21 protein-coding genes and 2 pseudogenes are annotated in these 19,862 nt (G+C 42.1%); 16 read left to right on the top strand and 7 right to left on the bottom strand.

Annotated features, from left to right (window positions below; all coding sequences use genetic code 11):
* The first annotated feature begins 106 nt into the window (after nucleotides 1-106).
* Entirely contained in the window at nucleotides 107-1,171 is a 1,065-nt protein-coding gene (gene mtnA / locus ACYTXL_RS25095) for an S-methyl-5-thioribose-1-phosphate isomerase (protein WP_461921617.1), read from the top strand.
* A 75-nt stretch (nucleotides 1,172-1,246) separates the two neighbouring features.
* Here mtnA and ACYTXL_RS25090 read toward each other — a convergent pair whose 3' ends face one another.
* The 3 genes from ACYTXL_RS25090 to ACYTXL_RS25080 form a co-directional block, all read right to left on the bottom strand.
* Nucleotides 1,247-1,678: a type II toxin-antitoxin system VapC family toxin gene (locus ACYTXL_RS25090; RefSeq protein ID WP_461921616.1), complete on the bottom strand. Its 432-nt coding sequence runs from the start codon at nucleotides 1,676-1,678 to the stop codon at nucleotides 1,247-1,249.
* Nucleotides 1,678-1,968, bottom strand: a complete 291-nt coding sequence (locus ACYTXL_RS25085) for a hypothetical protein (protein WP_461921615.1) — start codon at nucleotides 1,966-1,968, stop codon at nucleotides 1,678-1,680. Before ACYTXL_RS25085 ends, ACYTXL_RS25090 begins: the two co-directional genes overlap by 1 nt.
* Before the next feature lie 416 nt (nucleotides 1,969-2,384).
* Nucleotides 2,385-3,806: an NADP-dependent isocitrate dehydrogenase gene (locus ACYTXL_RS25080; RefSeq protein WP_461921614.1), complete on the bottom strand. Its 1,422-nt coding sequence runs from the start codon at nucleotides 3,804-3,806 to the stop codon at nucleotides 2,385-2,387.
* A 16-nt stretch (nucleotides 3,807-3,822) separates the two neighbouring features.
* Here ACYTXL_RS25080 and ACYTXL_RS25075 point away from each other — a divergent pair, with 16 nt between their 5' ends.
* The 5 genes and pseudogenes from ACYTXL_RS25075 to ACYTXL_RS25055 all read left to right on the top strand — a co-directional run bounded on the left by ACYTXL_RS25075 (nucleotide 3,823) and on the right by ACYTXL_RS25055 (nucleotide 6,601).
* On the top strand, nucleotides 3,823-3,996 hold the full coding sequence (locus ACYTXL_RS25075) for a hypothetical protein (RefSeq protein ID WP_461927067.1): 174 nt from the start codon (nucleotides 3,823-3,825) through the stop codon (nucleotides 3,994-3,996).
* An 85-nt stretch (nucleotides 3,997-4,081) separates the two neighbouring features.
* Nucleotides 4,082-4,810: a GUN4 N-terminal ARM-like repeat domain-containing protein gene (locus tag ACYTXL_RS25070; RefSeq protein WP_461921613.1), complete on the top strand. Its 729-nt coding sequence runs from the start codon at nucleotides 4,082-4,084 to the stop codon at nucleotides 4,808-4,810.
* Nucleotides 4,811-4,835: 25 nt separating this feature from the next.
* Nucleotides 4,836-5,049, top strand: a pseudogene (locus tag ACYTXL_RS25065) (type II toxin-antitoxin system HicB family antitoxin).
* Between the two features lie 7 nt (nucleotides 5,050-5,056).
* Nucleotides 5,057-5,452, top strand: a complete 396-nt coding sequence (locus tag ACYTXL_RS25060; protein ID WP_461921612.1) for a BrnT family toxin — start codon at nucleotides 5,057-5,059, stop codon at nucleotides 5,450-5,452.
* A 51-nt stretch (nucleotides 5,453-5,503) separates the two neighbouring features.
* Nucleotides 5,504-6,601, top strand: coding sequence for an ABC transporter ATP-binding protein (locus tag ACYTXL_RS25055; RefSeq protein ID WP_461921611.1), 1,098 nt, complete (start codon nucleotides 5,504-5,506; stop codon nucleotides 6,599-6,601).
* Between the two features lie 126 nt (nucleotides 6,602-6,727).
* Here the strand turns inward: ACYTXL_RS25055 and ACYTXL_RS25050 are convergent, their stop codons facing one another.
* Entirely contained in the window at nucleotides 6,728-6,892 is a 165-nt protein-coding gene (locus ACYTXL_RS25050) for a hypothetical protein (RefSeq protein WP_461927066.1), read from the bottom strand.
* A gap of 39 nt (nucleotides 6,893-6,931) precedes the next feature.
* Here ACYTXL_RS25050 and ACYTXL_RS25045 point away from each other — a divergent pair, with 39 nt between their 5' ends.
* The 3 genes from ACYTXL_RS25045 to ACYTXL_RS25035 all read left to right on the top strand — a co-directional run bounded on the left by ACYTXL_RS25045 (nucleotide 6,932) and on the right by ACYTXL_RS25035 (nucleotide 9,325).
* Nucleotides 6,932-7,804, top strand: a complete 873-nt coding sequence (locus tag ACYTXL_RS25045; protein ID WP_461927065.1) for a hypothetical protein — start codon at nucleotides 6,932-6,934, stop codon at nucleotides 7,802-7,804.
* A gap of 71 nt (nucleotides 7,805-7,875) precedes the next feature.
* A complete protein-coding gene (locus ACYTXL_RS25040; protein ID WP_461921608.1) occupies nucleotides 7,876-8,076 on the top strand; it encodes a hypothetical protein in 201 nt (66 codons plus the stop codon).
* 481 nt (nucleotides 8,077-8,557) lie between these two features.
* Entirely contained in the window at nucleotides 8,558-9,325 is a 768-nt protein-coding gene (locus ACYTXL_RS25035) for a superoxide dismutase (RefSeq protein WP_461921607.1), read from the top strand.
* A 368-nt stretch (nucleotides 9,326-9,693) separates the two neighbouring features.
* On the opposite strand, the gene ACYTXL_RS25030 is transcribed toward ACYTXL_RS25035, so the two are convergent.
* Nucleotides 9,694-12,354, bottom strand: coding sequence for a sensor histidine kinase (locus ACYTXL_RS25030; RefSeq protein WP_461921606.1), 2,661 nt, complete (start codon nucleotides 12,352-12,354; stop codon nucleotides 9,694-9,696).
* A 1,205-nt stretch (nucleotides 12,355-13,559) separates the two neighbouring features.
* On the opposite strand from ACYTXL_RS25030, the gene ACYTXL_RS25025 reads away from it, so the two are divergent.
* The 6 genes and pseudogenes from ACYTXL_RS25025 to ACYTXL_RS25000 all read left to right on the top strand — a co-directional run bounded on the left by ACYTXL_RS25025 (nucleotide 13,560) and on the right by ACYTXL_RS25000 (nucleotide 16,245).
* Nucleotides 13,560-13,919: a Mo-dependent nitrogenase C-terminal domain-containing protein gene (locus ACYTXL_RS25025; protein WP_292805064.1), complete on the top strand. Its 360-nt coding sequence runs from the start codon at nucleotides 13,560-13,562 to the stop codon at nucleotides 13,917-13,919.
* 22 nt (nucleotides 13,920-13,941) lie between these two features.
* Nucleotides 13,942-14,130: pseudogene (locus ACYTXL_RS25020) on the top strand (cupin domain-containing protein); the annotation flags it as partial.
* 150 nt (nucleotides 14,131-14,280) lie between these two features.
* Nucleotides 14,281-14,373, top strand: a complete 93-nt coding sequence (locus ACYTXL_RS25015; protein WP_461927064.1) for a cupin domain-containing protein — start codon at nucleotides 14,281-14,283, stop codon at nucleotides 14,371-14,373.
* 190 nt (nucleotides 14,374-14,563) lie between these two features.
* A complete protein-coding gene (locus tag ACYTXL_RS25010; protein WP_461927063.1) occupies nucleotides 14,564-15,310 on the top strand; it encodes a creatininase family protein in 747 nt (248 codons plus the stop codon).
* A 231-nt stretch (nucleotides 15,311-15,541) separates the two neighbouring features.
* On the top strand, nucleotides 15,542-15,790 hold the full coding sequence (locus ACYTXL_RS25005) for a DUF1016 N-terminal domain-containing protein (RefSeq protein WP_461927062.1): 249 nt from the start codon (nucleotides 15,542-15,544) through the stop codon (nucleotides 15,788-15,790).
* 98 nt (nucleotides 15,791-15,888) lie between these two features.
* Nucleotides 15,889-16,245 (top strand): DUF1016 N-terminal domain-containing protein, encoded by a 357-nt coding sequence (locus ACYTXL_RS25000; protein WP_461927068.1) that lies wholly within the window; start codon nucleotides 15,889-15,891, stop codon nucleotides 16,243-16,245.
* Here the strand turns inward: ACYTXL_RS25000 and ACYTXL_RS24995 are convergent.
* A complete protein-coding gene (locus tag ACYTXL_RS24995; protein WP_461927061.1) occupies nucleotides 16,130-17,881 on the bottom strand; it encodes a Na/Pi cotransporter family protein in 1,752 nt (583 codons plus the stop codon). The two genes, ACYTXL_RS25000 and ACYTXL_RS24995, sit on opposite strands and share 116 nt — an antisense overlap.
* Before the next feature lie 527 nt (nucleotides 17,882-18,408).
* Here ACYTXL_RS24995 and menB point away from each other — a divergent pair.
* Nucleotides 18,409-19,242, top strand: coding sequence for a 1,4-dihydroxy-2-naphthoyl-CoA synthase (menB, locus tag ACYTXL_RS24990; protein WP_461927060.1), 834 nt, complete (start codon nucleotides 18,409-18,411; stop codon nucleotides 19,240-19,242).
* A 245-nt stretch (nucleotides 19,243-19,487) separates the two neighbouring features.
* Here the strand turns inward: menB and ACYTXL_RS24985 are convergent, their stop codons facing one another.
* Nucleotides 19,488-19,802, bottom strand: coding sequence for a hypothetical protein (locus ACYTXL_RS24985; protein ID WP_461927059.1), 315 nt, complete (start codon nucleotides 19,800-19,802; stop codon nucleotides 19,488-19,490).
* Between the last annotated feature and the right edge of the window lie 60 nt (nucleotides 19,803-19,862).

The raw sequence follows: 19,862 nt of genomic DNA, 5'->3' as shown, positions 1-19,862 counted from the left end.
CAAGCTATGGCTGACGCTGTAAATTATATTACCGAAGATGATGCCTTCGGTTGGTTCAACCACTGTGGTCTATTTACCTGAAAATTGCTGTAATTTAGTAATAATTATGATCACAAATTCTCCAAACCAAGTTTATCCGGTTATTTGGCACAACAACTCGGTGTCATTAATTGATCAAACCCGCTTACCCAACGAATATACATTTGTGGAAATTCATCGCAGTGAAGATATGGCACGGGCGATTAAAACGATGATTGTGCGAGGTGCGCCTGCAATCGGTGTGGCTGCGGGCTATGGAATGTATCTTGGTGCGAGGGAAATTGCCACAAGCGATCGCCACGAATTTTTGCAACACTTAGATAAAGTAGCCCAGTTGTTGCGTTCTACTCGGCCGACGGCGGTGAATTTATTTTGGGCAATTAGCCGAATGATGACAGTCGCCTACGAAACGCTGGGAACAGTAGAAGAGATTAAGCAAACCCTTTTCCAAACAGCCCAAGCAATCAATATTGAAGATTTGCAAACCTGTCAGGCGATCGGCGACAATGGTTTGGCAGTCTTGCCCACTACCCCAGAAAAGCTGACGTTGCTTACTCACTGTAACGCTGGAGCATTAGCTACTGCTGGTTATGGCACTGCTTTGGGTGTTGTGCGTTCTGCTTGGAGGGAAGGACGTTTAGAGCGTTTGTTTGCCGACGAAACCCGTCCCCGCTTACAAGGCGCAAAACTCACGACTTGGGAATGTGTTCAAGAAGGTATTCCCGTGACATTAATTACTGATAATATGGCAGCCCATTGCATGAAACAGGGATTGATTCATGCTGTAGTTGTGGGTGCTGATCGAATTGCTGCTAATGGTGACACTGCCAATAAGATTGGTACATATAGTGTTGCGATCGCAGCTAGAGCACATAATATACCTTTCTTTGTGGCGGCACCCCTTTCTACCGTTGATTTTGAATTAGCCGATGGCAGCAAAATTCCCATTGAAGAACGCGAACCAACAGAAATTTATCAAGTTGGTGATACCATTCTCACACCTGCGGGTGTAGATTTTTACAACCCAGCTTTTGATGTGACTCCGGCTGAGTTGATTACAGCCATCATTACAGAAAATGGAGCGATCGCACCTCATCATTTAGCAAAATCACAGCTAAAGCAAGTAGTATAATTGACACTCCCTGGTCTAAAGACGCAGAGATTATTATTTTATCTTGGTGATGCAAAACTGTGGCTACAAGAACCCTTAAGAAGACTTTTCCTCATCGGCAATGACTAAATCCACTCGACACCTTGTAGCCGCTTTTGCTAACTGAGTATCAATTGTTGTCAATGGCAATCTCAACCGCAATACTAATTCTAAATAAGCTGCGTCATAAGCTGCTAAACCTTCCTGTCGCCCTAGCATCAGCGTTGCACCCAATGCGTTTGCATCTGTAGCAATATCAACCTGGATTAATAGTGACTGTAACAAAGTAATAGCTTCCTCAGATTGTTCTTGAGTTATGCAGTTACGCCGTTCAGCCACCAGTAGAACATTAGCAATCTCCAGTGACCAGATTCCCGGTACAAATGCTTCAGCATCCGGCATTATTGCTAGTATGGCATTTGCAGTAGGGTTATTTTCATCCACCAAACACCAGCTAATTGCTACAGAACAATCCAAAACAAACTGCATTAAAATCTTCGCCCCTCCTCAATCATGGAGCGGATTGACGTTTTATCCAATGCTACTTCTCGCCGCAGTTGTTGCATCCTGGTAATTGTATTTCTGATTGATTGTTTTGTTGTGGGTTTTCCCCAAGCGTTATATTGTGGTTTCGCTTCCTCAGATGTTACAACTTCTGCATCAGCTAACGGCTGTATAACTACCACTACCTCAACAGAAGTATCTTTTAAATCAGTGGGTGTATGGATTTGCAATATCCCATCTGCCCCAATATGTGATCGCAACTTCATCGTTTCCATGTCCCCATCCAGTAACTCATACTCAATAATTTTGGGAAATACCTTAATTATGCTGCTACTCTCTTCACACGCCCGCGCTCATAGGGGAAGTATGAAGCAACTAGGGCAAAGAAAGCATCAAGAAGGGGGAACCACCCCTTGTGGGTGGTTCTGGAACCTTCCTCCAAAAATGTCAACTTCCATAGCAAGGAGTCCCCCACCAAATCTGTACTCGGATTGGTCGTGGGAGAAAAACTGAGTACGTGCAACATAAGCTTATTTGATATTTCTAGGGCTTCTGAAAGCCCCCACTGTACCTGTACTCAGGTCAGTGGCGGGTAGTTTACAACTGCTACGTTAATACGAGCTAGAGGATGTAGAAACCTCTAGCTTAGGAGTTCGTGCAGCGTGTCGCAGACAAGCCAGCTAGAGATAGTTCATCCAAAATGCTGAATAATTGCCTCGGCAAATTCCGAACATTTTAAGGGTTCAACTGGCGGTTCTAGCAACCGGGCTAAATCGTAGGTGACTTGACTATTTGCGATCGCATCGCTTAAACCTTTCTTAACTAAGTCTGCGGCTTCTTGCCAACCCAAAAATTCTAACATCATCACCCCAGACAAAATCAGTGAACCAGGATTAATACGATCTAAACCGGCGTGTTTGGGTGCAGTGCCGTGGGTAGCCTCAAATATGGCACTAGAATCACCAATATTTGCCCCTGGACCCATTCCCAATCCCCCAACAATGGCGGCGGCGGCATCAGATAAGTAATCGCCGTTCAAATTCATCGTCGCCAGAATGGAATACTCATCCGGTCTAGTTTGGATTTGTTGAAAAATACTGTCAGCAATCCGGTCATTCACCAAAACTTTATCTTTCCATTTACCATCGCCGTGGGTTGCCCAAATTGAGTTAAGAATAGTTTCAACTTCCTTGACAATTTCCGCTTTTCTCTCTTCGGTGAGACTATCAAATCCCGGATCAATCTGGCGGGCGTTTTCTTCTAAGGAAATATTCGGATTTTTTTCCTTATTACTCAAAATCCAAGATTCCCGTTCAGTGACAGTTTCTTGCCGAAATTCGCTAATTGCTAATTCATAACCCCAATCGCGGAAAGCGCCTTCGGTGTACTTCATAATGTTGCCCTTATGCACCAAAGTTACCTGTTGCTTGTGTTTGGGCAATAGCAAGGCGTGTTTGATCGCACGTCTAACTAGACGCTGGGAACCAGTTTTGCTGATCGGTTTGATGCCAATACCAGAATCAAGAGGAATTCGTTTTTTCCCATGTTCTGGAGTGGCGGGGATCAGTTCTTCATTGATAATTTTAATTAAGCGATCGCCGATTTCGCTACCTTGTCGCCACTCAATTCCTAAATAAATATCTTCCGTATTCTCTCGATAAACAATTACATCCAGCTTTTCAGGATTTTTGTGGGGTGAGGGCGTACCTGCATAGTAACGGCAAGGACGCACGCAGGCATACAAGTCAAAAATTTGCCGCAGCGCCACATTTAAAGAACGAAATCCCCCCCCGATGGGAGTAGTCAAAGGTCCTTTAATCGCTATACCATATTCTTCAATTGCCGTGAGAGTATCTTGAGGTAAATACTGATAAGTACCGTATAAATCGCAGGCTTCATCCCCAGCGTAAACCTTGAACCAACTAATTTGACGCTGACCTTTATATGCTTTGGCTACCGCAGCATCTAGCACTTTTTGGGTAGCAGGCCAAATATCTATACCTGTGCCGTCACCGCGAATAAAGGGGATAATTGGATTGTCCGGTACGATTGGTTCACCATTTTTGAAGGTGATTTTTGCTCCGGTTGCGGGGGGGGTAATCTTGTGGTACATAGTTCACACACTCCTAATGGATACGCTGCTAGTCAAAAAATCTTTATGTGGCAAAGCTTGCATATTTTACTATGTCTTTTGTTTACCAAGTTATCAGGCGCAGATTTTCCCCCTATTTCCCTTGTACATTATTTGGGGATTAAGTGTGGGATTCAGTGAAGCGATCGCAATTTTGTACGCTCAAAAATAGTAAACTACTTTTCGCTATCAGTGCTTCACCTTGGAGAAGCCCAATAGCTTACCACTTTTTCACTGACCGCTAACACGAGAATGGCATGACAGACCCAATGATTTTATCAAGCCCTGCTAATGACATTGACTCCCTCCGACGACCGTTAATCGCTGGGTCTGAAAAAGTCCAACAGCAGATAATCCCACAGCTAGCTGAGTTGGGTAATGAAGGATTAGACGTGTTGATGGAATTTTTACTGAAACGACGTGAGAAACCAGCGACTTGGGTTGATGGCAAAGCTTACCAAGTCCTCTACAACTCTGATGCACCTCAAGCTAAAGAATTTTTGCGCTCTTGTTTTCCTGAAGGAATTGTACCTCTAAAATCAGAGTCCGGGATTAACTACAATTCTTTGCAACAGCTATTAGCTGTTCAAGACTTCCAAGCAGCCGATCGCGTGACGATCGAAAAGATGTGTGAACTATCAGGACCAACGGCTGTACAACGAAAATGGTTGTATTTTAGTGAGGTAGAAAATACCTCGGCTGTTGACTTGCAAACCATTAATAACCTCTGGTTAGTCCACTCCGAAGGTAAATTTGGCTTTTCAGTCCAGCGAGAAATCTGGTTAAGTTTGGGTAAAAATTGGGAGAATTTCTGGCCGAAAATTGGCTGGAAAGCAGGTAACATCTGGACGCGATACCCTAACGAGTTTACCTGGAATTTGAGTGCGCCTAGAGGTCACTTACCCCTCTCTAATCAACTTCGGGGGGTACGAGTTTTTGCTTCTTTACTCTCTCACCCAGCTTGGTCGAATAATCCAGAAAAATGATTTTGAGCCTACGTACAAATAGATTATGATCAATCCCAACAACCGAGAATTCTACGTGATCATTGAACGGGATGAAGATGGTTACTATGTTGGAGAAGTCCCTCAGTTAAAAGCCTGTTACAGTCAGGGAGAAACAATTGATGAGTTGATGGCTAATATGAAAGAAGTAATTGAACTTTGTTTAGAAACAAAATGAAAAAATACCAGAAGTTGTAGGTATTCAAAAGGTAGTGATTTGATAATTCCATGAAGTTTGAGTGGGACGAAAACAAAGCGGCAATAAATCTTTTAAAACATCAGGTTTCATTTGAAGAAGCCAAAACTGTTTTCGATGATCCGCTCTATGTTGACTTCTATGATCCAGACCACTCTGATAATGAGGAGCGTAAGCCAGAAATGGAAGATGATCTGCGATCAGAGTATGACTTAAACAGCCTAAAGGTCAGAAAGTTCGGCCATGAACGCAAGAGCTTTGGTAAGACAACAATTCGTTTAGAACCTGATGTTGCAGAGGTTTTTTCTAATGCCGATGCTGTCAATGAGGCTCTAAGATTTCTGATTATAATTGTGCAGGAAAACCAAGTTTCTGCACTTAAAAAGCAGCCTCACAGTTCCTCAGAGGGGACAAATAAAAGCCCCTAATACTGAGTTGGAAGTGCCGCAGAACCTAAACTCAAAATATCAAATCAGATAATGGCAAACGTTCGTTTAGAAGACATTAAGCGTAGATTCAATAACGTCACCGCGATTGAGGACATTACCTTTGAAATTCCTGATGGTGAGTTTTGGGTTTTAGTTGGGCCATCGGGTTGTGGTAAGTCTACAATTTTGCGAACGATCGCGGGTTTAGAAACTGCCACATCTGGTAAACTCTTTATTGGCGATCGCTTGGTGAATAATATTCCAGCCAGACAACGGGATGTGGCGATGGTGTTCCAAAACTACGCTCTCTATCCTCACATGAGCGTGGCGCAAAACATCGGCTTTGGCTTGCAAATGCGTCAGGTTGATCGGAAAATCATTCAAGAACGGGTGATGAATGTAGCGCGATCGCTTTCTCTGGATAACCTGCTGGATCGTAAACCCAAACAACTTTCTGGGGGACAGCAACAACGGGTAGCATTAGGGAGAGCGATCGCTCGTGAACCACAAGTATTTTTACTTGATGAACCTTTATCTAATTTAGATGCCCAATTGCGCGATGATACAAGGGCAGAATTGAAACAGCTACATCAAGAATTAGGCATTACAACTATTTACGTCACTCACGATCAAGTTGAAGCGATGACTTTGGCTGATAAAATTGTCGTGCTAAATCGCGGGCGGATTCAACAAATCGGCGATCCCCAAACTATTTATGCAAGTCCCATTAATCAGATGGTGGCAAGTTTTTTAGGCAGTCCGCCAATGAATATTTTGCCTGTAATCTATCAAAATAACGGTTTTAATGTGAGTGGACAGTTATTAGCAATTCCAGCAGCTATGAAGGAAAAATTACAGTTGCGTCAGGGATACAGTTTTGATTTGGGGATTCGACCAGAGCATATAAAAATTAACACTGACTCAGAACTGAGTACTCAAAACTCAGGACTGTTATCAGTTGAAGTTAAACTGGTGGAACCTTTGGGGAGGGAAACTTTAATTCGGGCTGGTTTACTTGGTTCGGCGGTGGTGTTGAATATTCAGGTAGGCTCTGATGTGCGTTTGCGTCCAGGCGATCGCCTTTCTCTACAACTCGATTTAAATCATTTGTTTATATTTGATCCCAAAACTGGGGACAGAATATTATAAGCGCTTCGGAGTGTAAAATATAATTGTTTTGTGTGCGATCGCTGTGACGGGGTGTAGGGGCAATCGCTGTAATTCGTGGCGAGGGATAGGTTAGCGATCGCATCCAGAATCATCACCACAGCGCCGTTAATCCAATTTTTGACCGTAACTCTGACCTTGCCCTTGCGTCGTGCGATGCCTGCGGCGGGCGTAGCCATCGCGGCCATTTGTTAACCCAATAGCGAAAATTTGGTGTATCTCTTGCTGAGTAAGAACTTGGCGCGTCCATGCCGATTTACTTTCACCTTTCACCCCTACACCCCGTTAACTTTTAATTTTCAGGTTACAGCAGTGAGAACTTCTATCTACAAACAGAGTAATATGGCAAATATTTTTTTAGTACACCACATTTCCAGAGGGACTGCTAGGTTTTTTGCAAACGCATCAATAGCAATAGGCATTTTATCTACTATTGGCTTAAGTTCTTCACAGGTTAAGGCTGATTATATTTACACAAATATCCCTTCCCTTGCACAGACCGATATTCAGACAATAAGTAAGCAAGGTAGTACTATCAATAATGTTGTGTTTGCTCCTAATGGAGGTTTCGGAATAATATATAATAACTATGGTTATGAGACGTCTTTTTTTCCACAAGAACTTCTCAATGCTCTGAGCGCGATAAATAAACAACATGAAACTATAAATAGTATTGTATTTACACCTTCGGGTCAGTGGATAGTTATCTATAACGGTAACGGTTTTTATAAGAGTACGAGTTTTCCACAAGACGTTACTAATAAACTTTTACAAATAAATAAACAAAAACTCACGATAAGTAGTGTTGCATTTACACCGTATGGAGGTTGGGTAATTATCTATGGCAGTAATGGTTATTTTTACAGTAACATTCCACAGGCACTTTCTAATAAGATAGTTGATATAAATAAAGCAAGCCAAACTATTAACAATATAACATTCACTAACAATGGGGGATGGATTATTATCTATAACAACCAAATTAATGCTGTTTGGAGTACAAATATTCCACAACAGGTTAGTACTACAATCAAGAACATATATGCAAATGGTGGAGAATTAAGCAGTATAGCTTTTACACCTAACAATGGTTGGGCATTATTCTATGATAATGAGATGACTATCTACCTTCGGGATATATATGAGGAGGAAGAGCTGAATGCATATTATTCTGTAATCCTGTAATTGTAATAATTTAATTTTTAAATGACGATGGCACTTTAAATTTTCAACTAATGTGTGAAAAAGTTGATGAGATGATAGCGAACGATGTTATTAATCATTTTGATGAACTAGACCGCAACCGTATTAGACAACGTACAGAGAAGCACTCTAAAAATCCAGTGGAAGGTAAACAACAGTCTAAACCTATCTCACTCTCTCACCCGTCCCTAGCCACATATCACAAGCTACAGGAAACGCTAAAAGAGGCTGGATTATATGAAGAACTCAATTAACCACCTAATCACCCCATAATTCCCTTAACACCCCCTAGCGCCTCTTGTGGCGATGGGGTTTATTTTTGGTGGTTGGGTGCGAACCCAGGGCGGCCGCATCATGTCAATAAGACTAGTATATTCTCAATAGACTCAAAAATAATCTCATTAATCCCTGCTTATTGACAAAGATTTTAGCGATCGCTTTGAGCCTTGGAAAATAAATCAGGCCAGAAATACTGATTTTTCGTTGGGTCTTAATCTTGGTCGTGATCAAGAGTACTTTAGATGCGTTTGCCCTGGGTGCGAACCTATGATTAGTTGTAAAAAGATAGTTTAAGTAAAAATACATAAAGTTTTGAATGTTAGTACTTAATATTACAAATCTAAGAAAGTTTCTTAAACTGCCATAAATAATCATCAATTCCCAATTTTTTGTAGCCAGAATCTAAGAAAATAATAACTGCAATAGAAACTTAATGGATTTACTGCAAAAACTTATATGACTATTAATCGACGCCATTTCTTGTTCTTACTTACAGCAGGTGCGGGTACTTTTGCATTAGATGCTTGTGCATTGGCAGATAAATCTCCTAACGGAAACACTGCAACTGCCGACACAACAGCAAATACAACAGCAAATACAACAGGTGCTATCCAACTACCGCCTTTAGCTTACGCCTACGAAGCACTGGAACCACACATCGATGCTAAAACGATGCAGTTTCACCATGATAAACACCATGCAACTTATGTGAAAAACCTGAATGCTGCCTTAGACAAACACCCAGAACTCAAGGGCAAAAGTGTTGAAGAACTGTTGCAAAAACTTGACAATGTGCCAGAAGATATCCGCAAAGTAGTACGCAATAATGGCGGTGGTCATGTCAACCACTCAATGTTCTGGAAAATTATGAAGCCGAAAGGTGGGGGAGAACCAACAGGAAGTATAGCCACCGCGATTAATCAAAATTTTGGCTCTTTTGCAGCTTTCAAAAAACAGTTTAACGAAGCTGGTGCTGCCCGTTTTGGTAGTGGTTGGGTTTGGCTAGTGCGTAACAAAGGTGGCAAGTTGGAAGTCACAACTACAGCTAACCAAGATAGTCCCTTAAGTGAAGGCAAATATCCCATCCTGGGTAATGATGTATGGGAACATGCATATTATCTAAATTACCAGAATCGCCGCCCCGATTATTTAAATGCTTGGTGGAATGTGGTTAATTGGGATGAGATTAACAACCGGTTTGCAGCAGCAAGTAAATTTGCGTGAAACCAGACAACAATTTAGAGTTATAAGCGCTGAAAAACTGGCAATAGAATATTATTTCTGCTGCCATTTTTTTGATATGATAGCAAATGTGGAAAGGATGTATAGCAATCCTATTTTATTTGTGAAAATCGCAAGACTCAAATCCCCGACTTCTCTAAGAAGTCGGGGATCTCGTTGTTCACGAATAATTACAGCAGTTTTCATGTATTTGAACCACATCTGTCGTAGGGGCACAGCAATGCTGTGCCCCTACCGCGTGGTCTATTTACCTGAAAATAGCTGTAAGTAGGGCTATATTGTTTCACCAAACATGAAAACTACTGTAATAATTAATTCTCCACTCCCATTCGGCTACGCTCACGGCAAGCCTACTCCCCCACCTTTTTCCAAGGAAGTTTGACTGTAAATCGACTACCTTTCCCTAACTGACTTTCAGCATGGACAGTCCCACCGTGCAACTCGACAATTTTTTGTACCATCACTAATCCTAAACCGGTGCCTGTAGAACGTCCCGTAGAGGAATTTTCAACTTGCATAAAAGGTTGAAATAATTTGAAAAGGTCATCGGAAAGCATACCAATACCCGTATCTACCACACTGAAAAAGATATATTTATTTGTGGAATTTGGCTGAACTTCAATCCAGACTTTGCCTCCTTCTTTAGTAAACTTGATCGCGTTAGTCAACAGGTTGATAAATACTTGGCGAATGCGGCGTTCATCAACTTGAATTGGTTCGAGTTCTTCCGGTATTTGTATACTCAGGTCGATATTTTTCTGGAACGCCAGATGTTTGACAAAACTTAGGCTGGAGTCACATAATCCCCGAATCGAAGTAGTAGCTAGTTGCAGTTCTATTTTGCTGGATTCAATGTCGGTAAGGTCAAGGATCTGCTTAATTAATTCTAGTAGGTTCTTACCACTAGATTCGAGGATATTTAGAGACTGGCGCTGTTCTTCACTCAGAAGGCTGTAGACTCCATCTTGGAGCGACTGTGTGATTTCAAGAATGGAGTTTAAGGGAGTTCTCAGTTCATCGCTAATGTTTTTTAAAAAGATGCTTTTGGCACGATTTGCCATTTCGGCCACTTCTTTAGCCTCACTTAAAGCGGATTCTGCCCGTTTGCGATCGCATACTTCTAAAGTCAGGGCGACAAATTGCGCGATTGAGCTAACAAAGTTTTGCTCACTCAGTTCCCATGTCCTCTTAATACCAATCTGCTCATACAATACTGTTCCCACCACTTCGCCCCCAACCCAAAGGTCAGTATCAATTAGGGATACAATGTTATTTGGTTCTAGCAGTTCATTCCATAATTCTTGTACTCTGGGATCGGTGCGAGTGTCAGTAACGGTGATGGTACGCGCAGCCGCCAGAGCTTTAAAGTAGATCGGATAATCTGCAAGGTTGCGTTCTAAACCTGCCGAATGTCTCTGCTTGCTACGTTCATAGAGATTTATACATTGTAGTTTGGTGCGTTGGCGCAGCCCACCGTCGGTCTTACTATTGAATAACCACACACCTACTCGCTCTACTTCTAAAGCATTGGCTGCTTTTTCGGTGATAACTTTGAATGCTGTTTCTAGATTTCCTTCAAAAACCGCTTTGTGATTTGCCAGTTCTGCCAGTACCCGACTATGCTGGCTTAGTTTTTGCTCACTGTTGATGCGTTCTTGAATCTCTTGCTGTAATTCTTGAGTTTGCTGCTTAACTTGCAGTTCTAACTCTTCATTTTTCGTAGTCAGTCCAGTAAAGGTTTTGCGTAACTGCTGCGCCATCTCGTTGAAAGATTCACCCAGCACATCTAGTTCCTTAATTCCCTGTACTTTCACTACTGAATCTTTACCATTAGTAAAATCAGCTAAATCTTTTGTCGCCCTGCTGAAGTCCAAAATTGGCTGAGTTATCCAACGGGCGGTGACAATCCCCAATATAGTAGCTAATCCCAATGCTCCCAGACAGACAAAAATTGTGGTTTGAATGTTGCGATCAATTTGTCCTATAAAGTCTGCTTCTGGGACAGCTACTACAATCAACCAGTTGATATTTGGTTCGCCTTGTAACTGTCTAACTTCTAAAAATTGACGTTTGCCGTCAAAAGAAAAATCTAGTTGCTGTAAACTTTGACCAGATTCAAAGTTACTAAATTTAGTTGCTAAATATTTAGCAGTTGCTTGAGTCAAAGAATTTCCGCTCTGGGAAGCTGCCAACCTAATCGGTTTACCATTTTGTAAGCGAAATGCTTCTTCTGTTGTAGAACTTGCGACTAATAGCCCCGATCGCTCGATAATAAAAATCTGCCCAGACTTGCCAACTTTGATATTTTGCAGCAAATCCCCAATTTCTGATAAGTGAGTCAGAGTGCTGTTGACTCCGAGTAACTCACCTTGGGAGTTATAGATAGGAAGAGAAGCACTAATCAAGAGTGTTGGTTCAGTCAGGGGTACAAAAATCTGACTAAAGCTGAATTTTCTGGCGTTAACTGCTGCTTGATAATCAGGACGCGATCGCGCATCATAGTTTTTGACCACCTCTGGTAGTTGGGTACGTTGACCTTGAGAGTCAATTCTGTAGGTGTAGAGATCGTACCCAGTTGACTTAGAGGCTTTTCTGAGCAAAAATTGGCGATCGTTGAGCTTCTCCACCGCTAAGTATTCTTGCTGTTCATTGCTTGCCGTTAACGCCAACGCATCTGGAAAAATCTTTAACTGCTCGATTAAATATGGCTCCCAGGTTGCAAGATTCTCGATCTTCAGCAACCCCATATCAATGATATTTTGATTACTGCGTAGTACCTGACGCGGGGTTGACAGATAAGTTTGTAAATTCTGCTGGACTCCATTGGCAACTTCACGACGCAATTCGCTAGCTACCTCATAGACTGCTTTTTGCCCGTTGCTGATTGATAAATATGCAGTCAATCCCACAGCTAGGGAGATTTGCAGCACAAACAACGCCACCAGAATGTAACTTAGAGGTACGCCTTTAAGCAGGGAAAAAACACCACCTTGCCCAGTATTTTTGTTCATCTGCCCACTCCCCCTGCTTCCCCTGACTGTCCTCTACTACTGAGTACAACACCTTTACTTTGCTGTCCTGTGGGCTTAAGCATAGTTTGTACTCGGTGAGGTCAAGAGCCAATATAGCACTTCTGGCAAAAGAACAAAACGTTTATATTTACCATTTATCAAAAGCATTTTCACCTAAATTGCTGTCAAAATTAGAGCAGCAGAATGTAGAATATATCAGCAAATATCCAGATTGGAACGACTTGAGATATTTTAAAAAATAAGTTTTTCATGATTAGATACAGGTGTTGCCTGATCAGACAAATATTTTACAGAAAACAACCATAGCTGATTCACTCCGGAAAGCTACGACAACTAATACTGTTTGACTTTAATTATGATACAAATACTTTGGTAGGGGCACGGCAATGCCCATTGGTGTCAACTTAACGTAGAAGTTAGGCAAGGCATGCTTTCGAGGTTTCACCCTCACCCCCAACCCCTCTCCCAATTTTGGGAGAGGGGAGCAAATTCTCTAGTTCCCCGAATCCCAACTTGGGATTCGGGGTTAGGGGATGAGGGCAAAACGTCTTCTCAAAGCAGATTTTTTCTGAAGTTGACACCAATGGGCAATGCCGTGCCCCTAGGCGAAATCTATATGTATCTGGGTTTTAGTGAAATGGTATAAGGGGTAAACCAGTGAGTTGCGGTAAGTCCATCGCTGTAAATGAGAGGTCAAAGCCGCTGATTAGATAATATCTAGGTTAGCTTGTGTAGTATATAAGACAAATTTGTGGATATTCAATACGCTAAAATCCAGGGATATTAGGGGCTAATCCTAGCAAAATGTATATGAGGTCAGAACAAAACTATGTTTGTTTATCATAAACTATATCTCTAGATACTAGGCAGTTTCAGAACCAAGCATTTATATCTAATATATAAGATTGCTATCTTCAAGATTAGAAATTTATAAGTTAAAGAAATAAAATTTTTATATTTTCTTTGTTATTTTGTATTTAGTGGGACAGTTATTGATGATTTGGTGGGTTTAAATAACAATTAGTTAAACCATTTCTCCCCCCAAAGATCCATGTAAATTATTTGCACTCTGCTACTTTGCTTCTTAATTTACAAGCACAATGCAAATTGACCCGACAGATTACATGGTAATATTCCTAATCTACAAATAATTCATCTACACAAGGAAAACCTTGCCTACAACTATGCTTAAAACAAAGAATCAGCGTATTTTTCTCCCTGCTTTTATTAACCCTTTAGAACCAAAAAATCAAGCAGGTAGTAAAAAGCAATTTCCTCAACCTAAATTAGATTTACTGCAACCATTACGTCAATGGCTCGACAAAATTGAGATTCAGAATCGCAAATTAGCCAAATTTATTGCTAAACTGATTCCTGCTCAGTGTCCATTCGAGCGTGATATTATGCTTTTTGGTCGCAAAATAGGCCACATTCCGCCAATGTGTAAGCTGAATCCGCTTTATAACGAACTTGTTTACTTGCGTTTTCGCGCTTTGTGTTATCTAGTAGATCAGTGTGGAGAGGATATTCAATCTTATTGCTGAACATAACTAGAGAAAACACAATATGGAAATTAAAATTGAGCATCAACCCAGTCAAGAACGTCTCAATGAATTGGGTGTCTATAAATGGGAAATTTGGCAAAAGGAAGTCTCAAAATTCCCTTGGGCTTATGATTCTCAAGAAACTTGCTACTTTTTGGCAGGTGATGTAGTTGTTACTCCTGATGGTGGACAGCCAGTGCAAATGGGTAAACTCACATCTTGCACCAACAAAAATTGATGTGATTTTATTACTCAGTAAAAAAGTAAAAGTATTGATTTATCGATAAAAGCCAATAAAAATTAGGTAGCTTTATCGCACATCTTTTTACTTTTTCTGGGATTATACGCTGAGGTGCAAGATATGAGTAAAGGCGATTTAGTGATTTTTCCCGCTGGTATGTCCTGCACATGGGAAATTACAAGGGACGTAAAGAAGCATTATTACTTTGAATAGTCAATAGCCAAAAGTGATGGCAGAAATAGATCCCCGACAACTTTTATGAAGTCGGGGATCTTGTGCGATCGCGGCCACTTTAAAGCATTAGAGTTGATAATCGTATTAGTGGGAGTTTAATTACAGAAAATGCTGTTTAGCAGAAAAAAGTTTCGTTCCACCGCAACTTTATTGAGGAAAATCATTAAAAATGTTACTGCATTTAAGTACTTGGCAAGAAGTCGAAGCTTATTTACAGCAGTCAAAGGGGATTATTTTCCCTATTGGTTCCACAGAACAACATGGGCCAACGGGGTTAATTGGCACTGATGCCATTTGTGCAGAAGCGATCGCTCGTGGTGTAGGTGATGCAACCCAAGCGATCGTTGGCCCTACAATCAATGTGGGGATGGCACTGCATCATACTTCCTTTCCTGGCACAATCAGTCTGCGTCCCAGCACTTTAATTCAAGTAGTGCGAGATTATGTAACTTGTTTAGGCAAAGCTGGTTTTAGCAAGTTCTACTTTATTAACGGACACGGTGGAAACATCGCCACTCTCAAAGCTGCTTTCTCAGAAACTTACGCTCACTTAGAAGATTTGCAGATTGCCAATGCTCAACAAATACAATGTCAAGTGGCAAACTGGTTTATGTGCGGTTCTGTATATAAGCTAGCTAAAGAATTATATGGGGATCAAGAAGGTTCTCATGCAACCCCAAGTGAAATAGCCCTGACGCAGTACGTTTATCCACAGGCGATTAAGCAAGCACCCCTTTCACCAGAAGTTGCAAGCGGACACAGGATTTATAGTGCAGCTGACTTTCGAGTGCGTTATCCAGATGGACGCATGGGATCAAATCCGGCTTTAGCAACGCCTGAACACGGTAAACAATTTTATGATTTGGCGGTGAAAGAACTTAGCAATGGATATTTGGAATTTGTGAACGCAGAATAAAACCATGCAAACACATTGTAGAGATGGGAGTAAAATTGCGTCTCTGCATAAAATAGCAATCTTGAATCATTCGTAAGAAACAAGATCCCCGACTTCTTTAAGAAGTCGGGGATCTGAATCTTGTGATTTTCACAAATCAAATAGGATTGCTATAGTTATTTGATAGTCGTAAAATGACACAATAGAATATATTAATTTTTAAAACAGAAAATTGCAGTTGAGAAAGACATCATGATTAACGAGTACGAAAACACTTTAACTGATTTAATCAAACTCTTAGAATCATCTCGTCGTGCAGCTGCTCGTTCAGTCAATGCAATCATGACAGCTACTTACTGGGAAATTGGGCGACGGATTGTAGAACTTGAACAGCGTGGAGAGAAGCGAGCAGAATATGGAGCAGCAGTCATAAAAAGACTTTCAGAAGACTTAACAGCCAGATTTAGCAAAGGTTTTTCTGAGCGTAATTTAGAGTTATAGCAACGGACAGGTAGCTTAGGACAGCAATAAAATCACAAAGTACGGTGTTGAAGGGGCGTTTCCCACCAACTGTCCTAACGGCTTTGGCGATTGCTATAATGCGTCGTTTTTATCTGGAATGGCAAATTTCGCAAACACTGTCTGCGGAATCTAATTTATCTACTTTAGCTCAAAAATTTCCTTTACCCTGGTCGCATTATGTTCGTCTTCTTTCAGTTCAGGACTTGAAAGCGAGAGAATTTTATGAAACGGAAGCACTACGCGCAGGTTGGAGCGAAAGACAACTAAAAAGACAGATAGAAGAAGCCAGAAAGTCTATAGAAGAAAAAATCTTAGTTGTCAGCCGGGTTTTGAAGCCCAAGTTTCGAGTTCTGAAGTTAGATAATCGGGGTTGGAAGGCGATCGCTTTTCCTTCGGCTCAAACCTGTCAACAACTGACAACTCTTCCTGAATAACACGAGCAATACTACAGGTATGGGAGAGAATACGACTTATGGCATTAACCATCTCCAAATGAATGGAACTGGCATTAAGACTCACAGAATCTCCTGAACTCAGATGCTGAAGATGCCGGAGATAAATTTCCCGCTTAATTTGGTTGAGCGACTGGCGCTGGGACAAGACTGCATCTGCGATAGTTGGATCTTGTGCAGCCAGCCCTGTCAGTGTTTGTTGCAGCAGTGCCAGCACATCGCCGTGATAAGCAACAATGTCGTTCCACTCTTGCGGAGAAAAAGCAATTTGCTTGCGTCGTTTGCGTCTAGCTAATCGCATGATTTGTCGATCAATGATGTCGCCAATTGCCTCTAACTCCGTACTGATATGAAGCAATGTTAACTCCCGTTGCGACTGTTCCTCCGTCAGCAATTCCTCATCAAGTTGAATTAGGTAATGCTTGATAGCAGTTTCCAGATCGTCAAGCTGGTTATCGAGTACTCCAATTTGTTTAGGCAAATCTTTCACTCCCTCTTCAAACGCCTGAATACTAAGCTGTAGCATCTCTGTTGCCAAATCTGCCATCCGCAGAATTTCGCGCATTGCTTGACCGAGTGCGACGGCAGGTAATGTCAAAGCATTGGGATCAAGATAGCGCACACTCAGTTTCTTTTCTGCCTCAGGTTCTGGTAGCAGTCTGGTAGCGAAGTTTGCAAGTGAATTTGCTAGTGGGACAAAAACGATCGCCAGGATCAAGTTGAATCCCAGGTGTGCCAATGCTATTTGTGTTGATGGATTGGGCAGCAGACGAGTCAATAATACCGCCAAGGGATTCAGCAATACCAACACCAATACACCCCCAGCCAGCCTGGTGCCAACATAGATGAATCCTAGTCGGCGTGCGACGACGCTGCCTTGGTTGAATGCAGTGAATAAGGGCATCAGTGTTGTGCCGATATTGGCACCTAGTGTTACTGCCAGAGCAGCTTCCAGTGGGAGGGCATGTGCCCCAGCCAGCACCATTACGATTCCAATCGCTGCGATGCTGGAGACAAACACAGCTGCCAGCAGCACCCCTAGTAGTATCAACACCAGAGGAGACTGGGAAAGTACCTTCATAATCTCATTCGTAATGGAACTATCAGCAATGGAGGCACTACTGGCGTCAATCATCGCCAAACCCTGCAACACCAATCCAAAACTGAATACGCCACGCCCAAGATCCCGCAGAGTCTTGCGTCGGATCAACAAAGCAAATGCTGCCGCTAAACCCAGAAACTCTTGTGCATAGTCAGTGATGTGGAAAGCCAGCAGTTGTACTACCAATGTAGAACCAACAGCAGATCCCTGTAGGATGATCGCTGCTGTTGCTAATGGCACTAACTGGGCGCTGACTAGTCCCACCATCACCGAGGCAGTTGCTGTGGAGCTTTGGGTTAGCATCGTTACGATTATACCTGACACAAAAGCTACCATTGGCCGTTTCGCCAGCGTCATCATCGTCAGCCGCAGACGTGAACCCAATACCCGCTCCATTGCATCGGTAAGTTGTTTCACACCATAGATAAGCAGGGTCGAACCCCCAATTAACATTATCAGAATTTGTGTAGGGTCGTGAGTCTTGAGCATCAGCACACTTACCTTGTCAAGGTTCAAAAACAGACAAAAAATTGATTAACTTGCCGTATTTTAATAGTAATTTAAGAATAAGTTAAAAAAAAGTTAAATGAACATAGTACAGTGTATTCAATGAAGATTCCAAATACAGAATTCTAATTAAAATAAATATTCTAAAACTTACGTATTGACAGAAAAGCCGAAATGCTGGGTATGCTTTTCAAGGCTTTTAAACCTCATCTAGGTTGAGAACCGTAGTTTTATGCCCTCACCCTAAATCCCTCTCCCAGATATGGGAGAGGGACTTTGAAATTCTGGCTCCCCGAATCCCAAATCTGGGAGAAGGGGTTGGGGGATGAGGGCAAATCCTTTTGATCGCCGAAGAACTACAGGTTTCAAGATAGACGCGGTTTAGCTAGTTTGCCATGCCTGCGGCGGGATGGGGGGCGGCGATCGGCTGTGTTTTATGGCAAATGGGATTGTTAGGAGGGTTGTTTTAATTGTGGCGATCGCTTGTCCCTAAGACCGCGATAAAATTCTCAAGCACAACAGCGCACTCCATACCAATGCAAATTAACTGGCAAACTGCCAAAACTTACGAAGATATTCTGTATCAAAAAAACGATGGCATTGCGAAAATCACCATCAACCGCCCCCACAAACGCAATGCTTTTCGTCCCAAAACTGTCTTTGAACTCTACGATGCTTTCTCTGATGCTCGTGAAGATACTACTATTGGTGTTGTCTTATTTACGGGTTATGGCCCACACACTGATGGCAAATATGCTTTCTGTTCTGGTGGCGATCAAAGTGTGCGGGGACATGGGGGTTATGTAGACGAAACTGGCATCCCCCGCTTGAATGTCCTAGACTTACAACGCCTGATTCGTTCCATGCCGAAAGTGGTGATTGCTTTAGTGGCTGGATATGCGATCGGTGGTGGACATGTCCTACACTTGATTTGCGACCTTACCATCGCTGCCGATAACGCCATTTTCGGACAGACTGGCCCCAAAGTCGGCAGTTTCGACGGCGGTTTTGGAGCCAGCTATCTCGCCCGCATCGTCGGACAAAAAAAAGCCAGAGAAATTTGGTTTCTCTGCCGCCAATATGATGCACAACAAGCTCTAGAAATGGGCTTAATTAATTGCGTCGTTCCAGTGGAACAACTAGAAGCCGAAGGTATTCAATGGGCGCAGGAGATTTTAGAAAAAAGTCCGATCGCAATTCGGTGTCTCAAAGCCGCCTTCAATGCTGATTGTGACGGACAAGCTGGTTTACAAGAACTCGCTGGCAATGCCACCCTACTCTATTACATGACAGAAGAGGGGTCTGAAGGCAAACAAGCCTTTCTCGAAAAGCGCCCACCAGATTTCCGCTCTTTTCCTTGGTTGCCTTAGAATTACAAAAATCGCACCTTACTAAAGGGTGCGATTTTTGTAAATCAGGATTTACGCAAAAAAGTTCCGAAGTAGCGGTAATACCCTGCGGGAAGCTAAAGCTACATGAATTACCGCTACGACAAATCAGGTTTTTGAGAGAATTTTGCGTAAGTCCTATAAATGTCAACTTTTACAGCACGAAAAATCTTAAAAAAAATCTTATTTTAAGCAGACTACAAACTCAGTCCAGTAATAATGAATGACTAAATAACCCCTGCTTTAGTCTTTACCTGTTCAAAGATAGAGGGAATTGTTTCCTCTACAGAGGCAAGAGCAGTATTGTCTAAATCTGAGGCTAGAGATTGAGAAGATGTTAAAACTGGGGCTGCGTCTGGCAAAATCCAGGCATCTTCCAAGGTTTCCCAAGAAGGTGCAAAAGGTGGGAGTGCCAAAGAGCAAGCTTTCCAACTTGCTTTAACTGGTGCCCCCAACTGCTGGCACATTCCGCCACGGCGACCCTCTGGCTGGTAATGACGGCAATATCTACAGGCAGATGCTAAAAATTTGATGGGTTTCATTTGGATTTATCTTTAGTGTCGTTTCCGGCTGAATTTCATCCTTATATTTTGCTTCTATAT

The organism is Nostoc sp. (assembly GCF_054880495.1).
The sequence above is the reverse complement of the archived record's forward strand: the minus strand, read 5'-3'. Positions and strand labels throughout refer to the sequence as shown.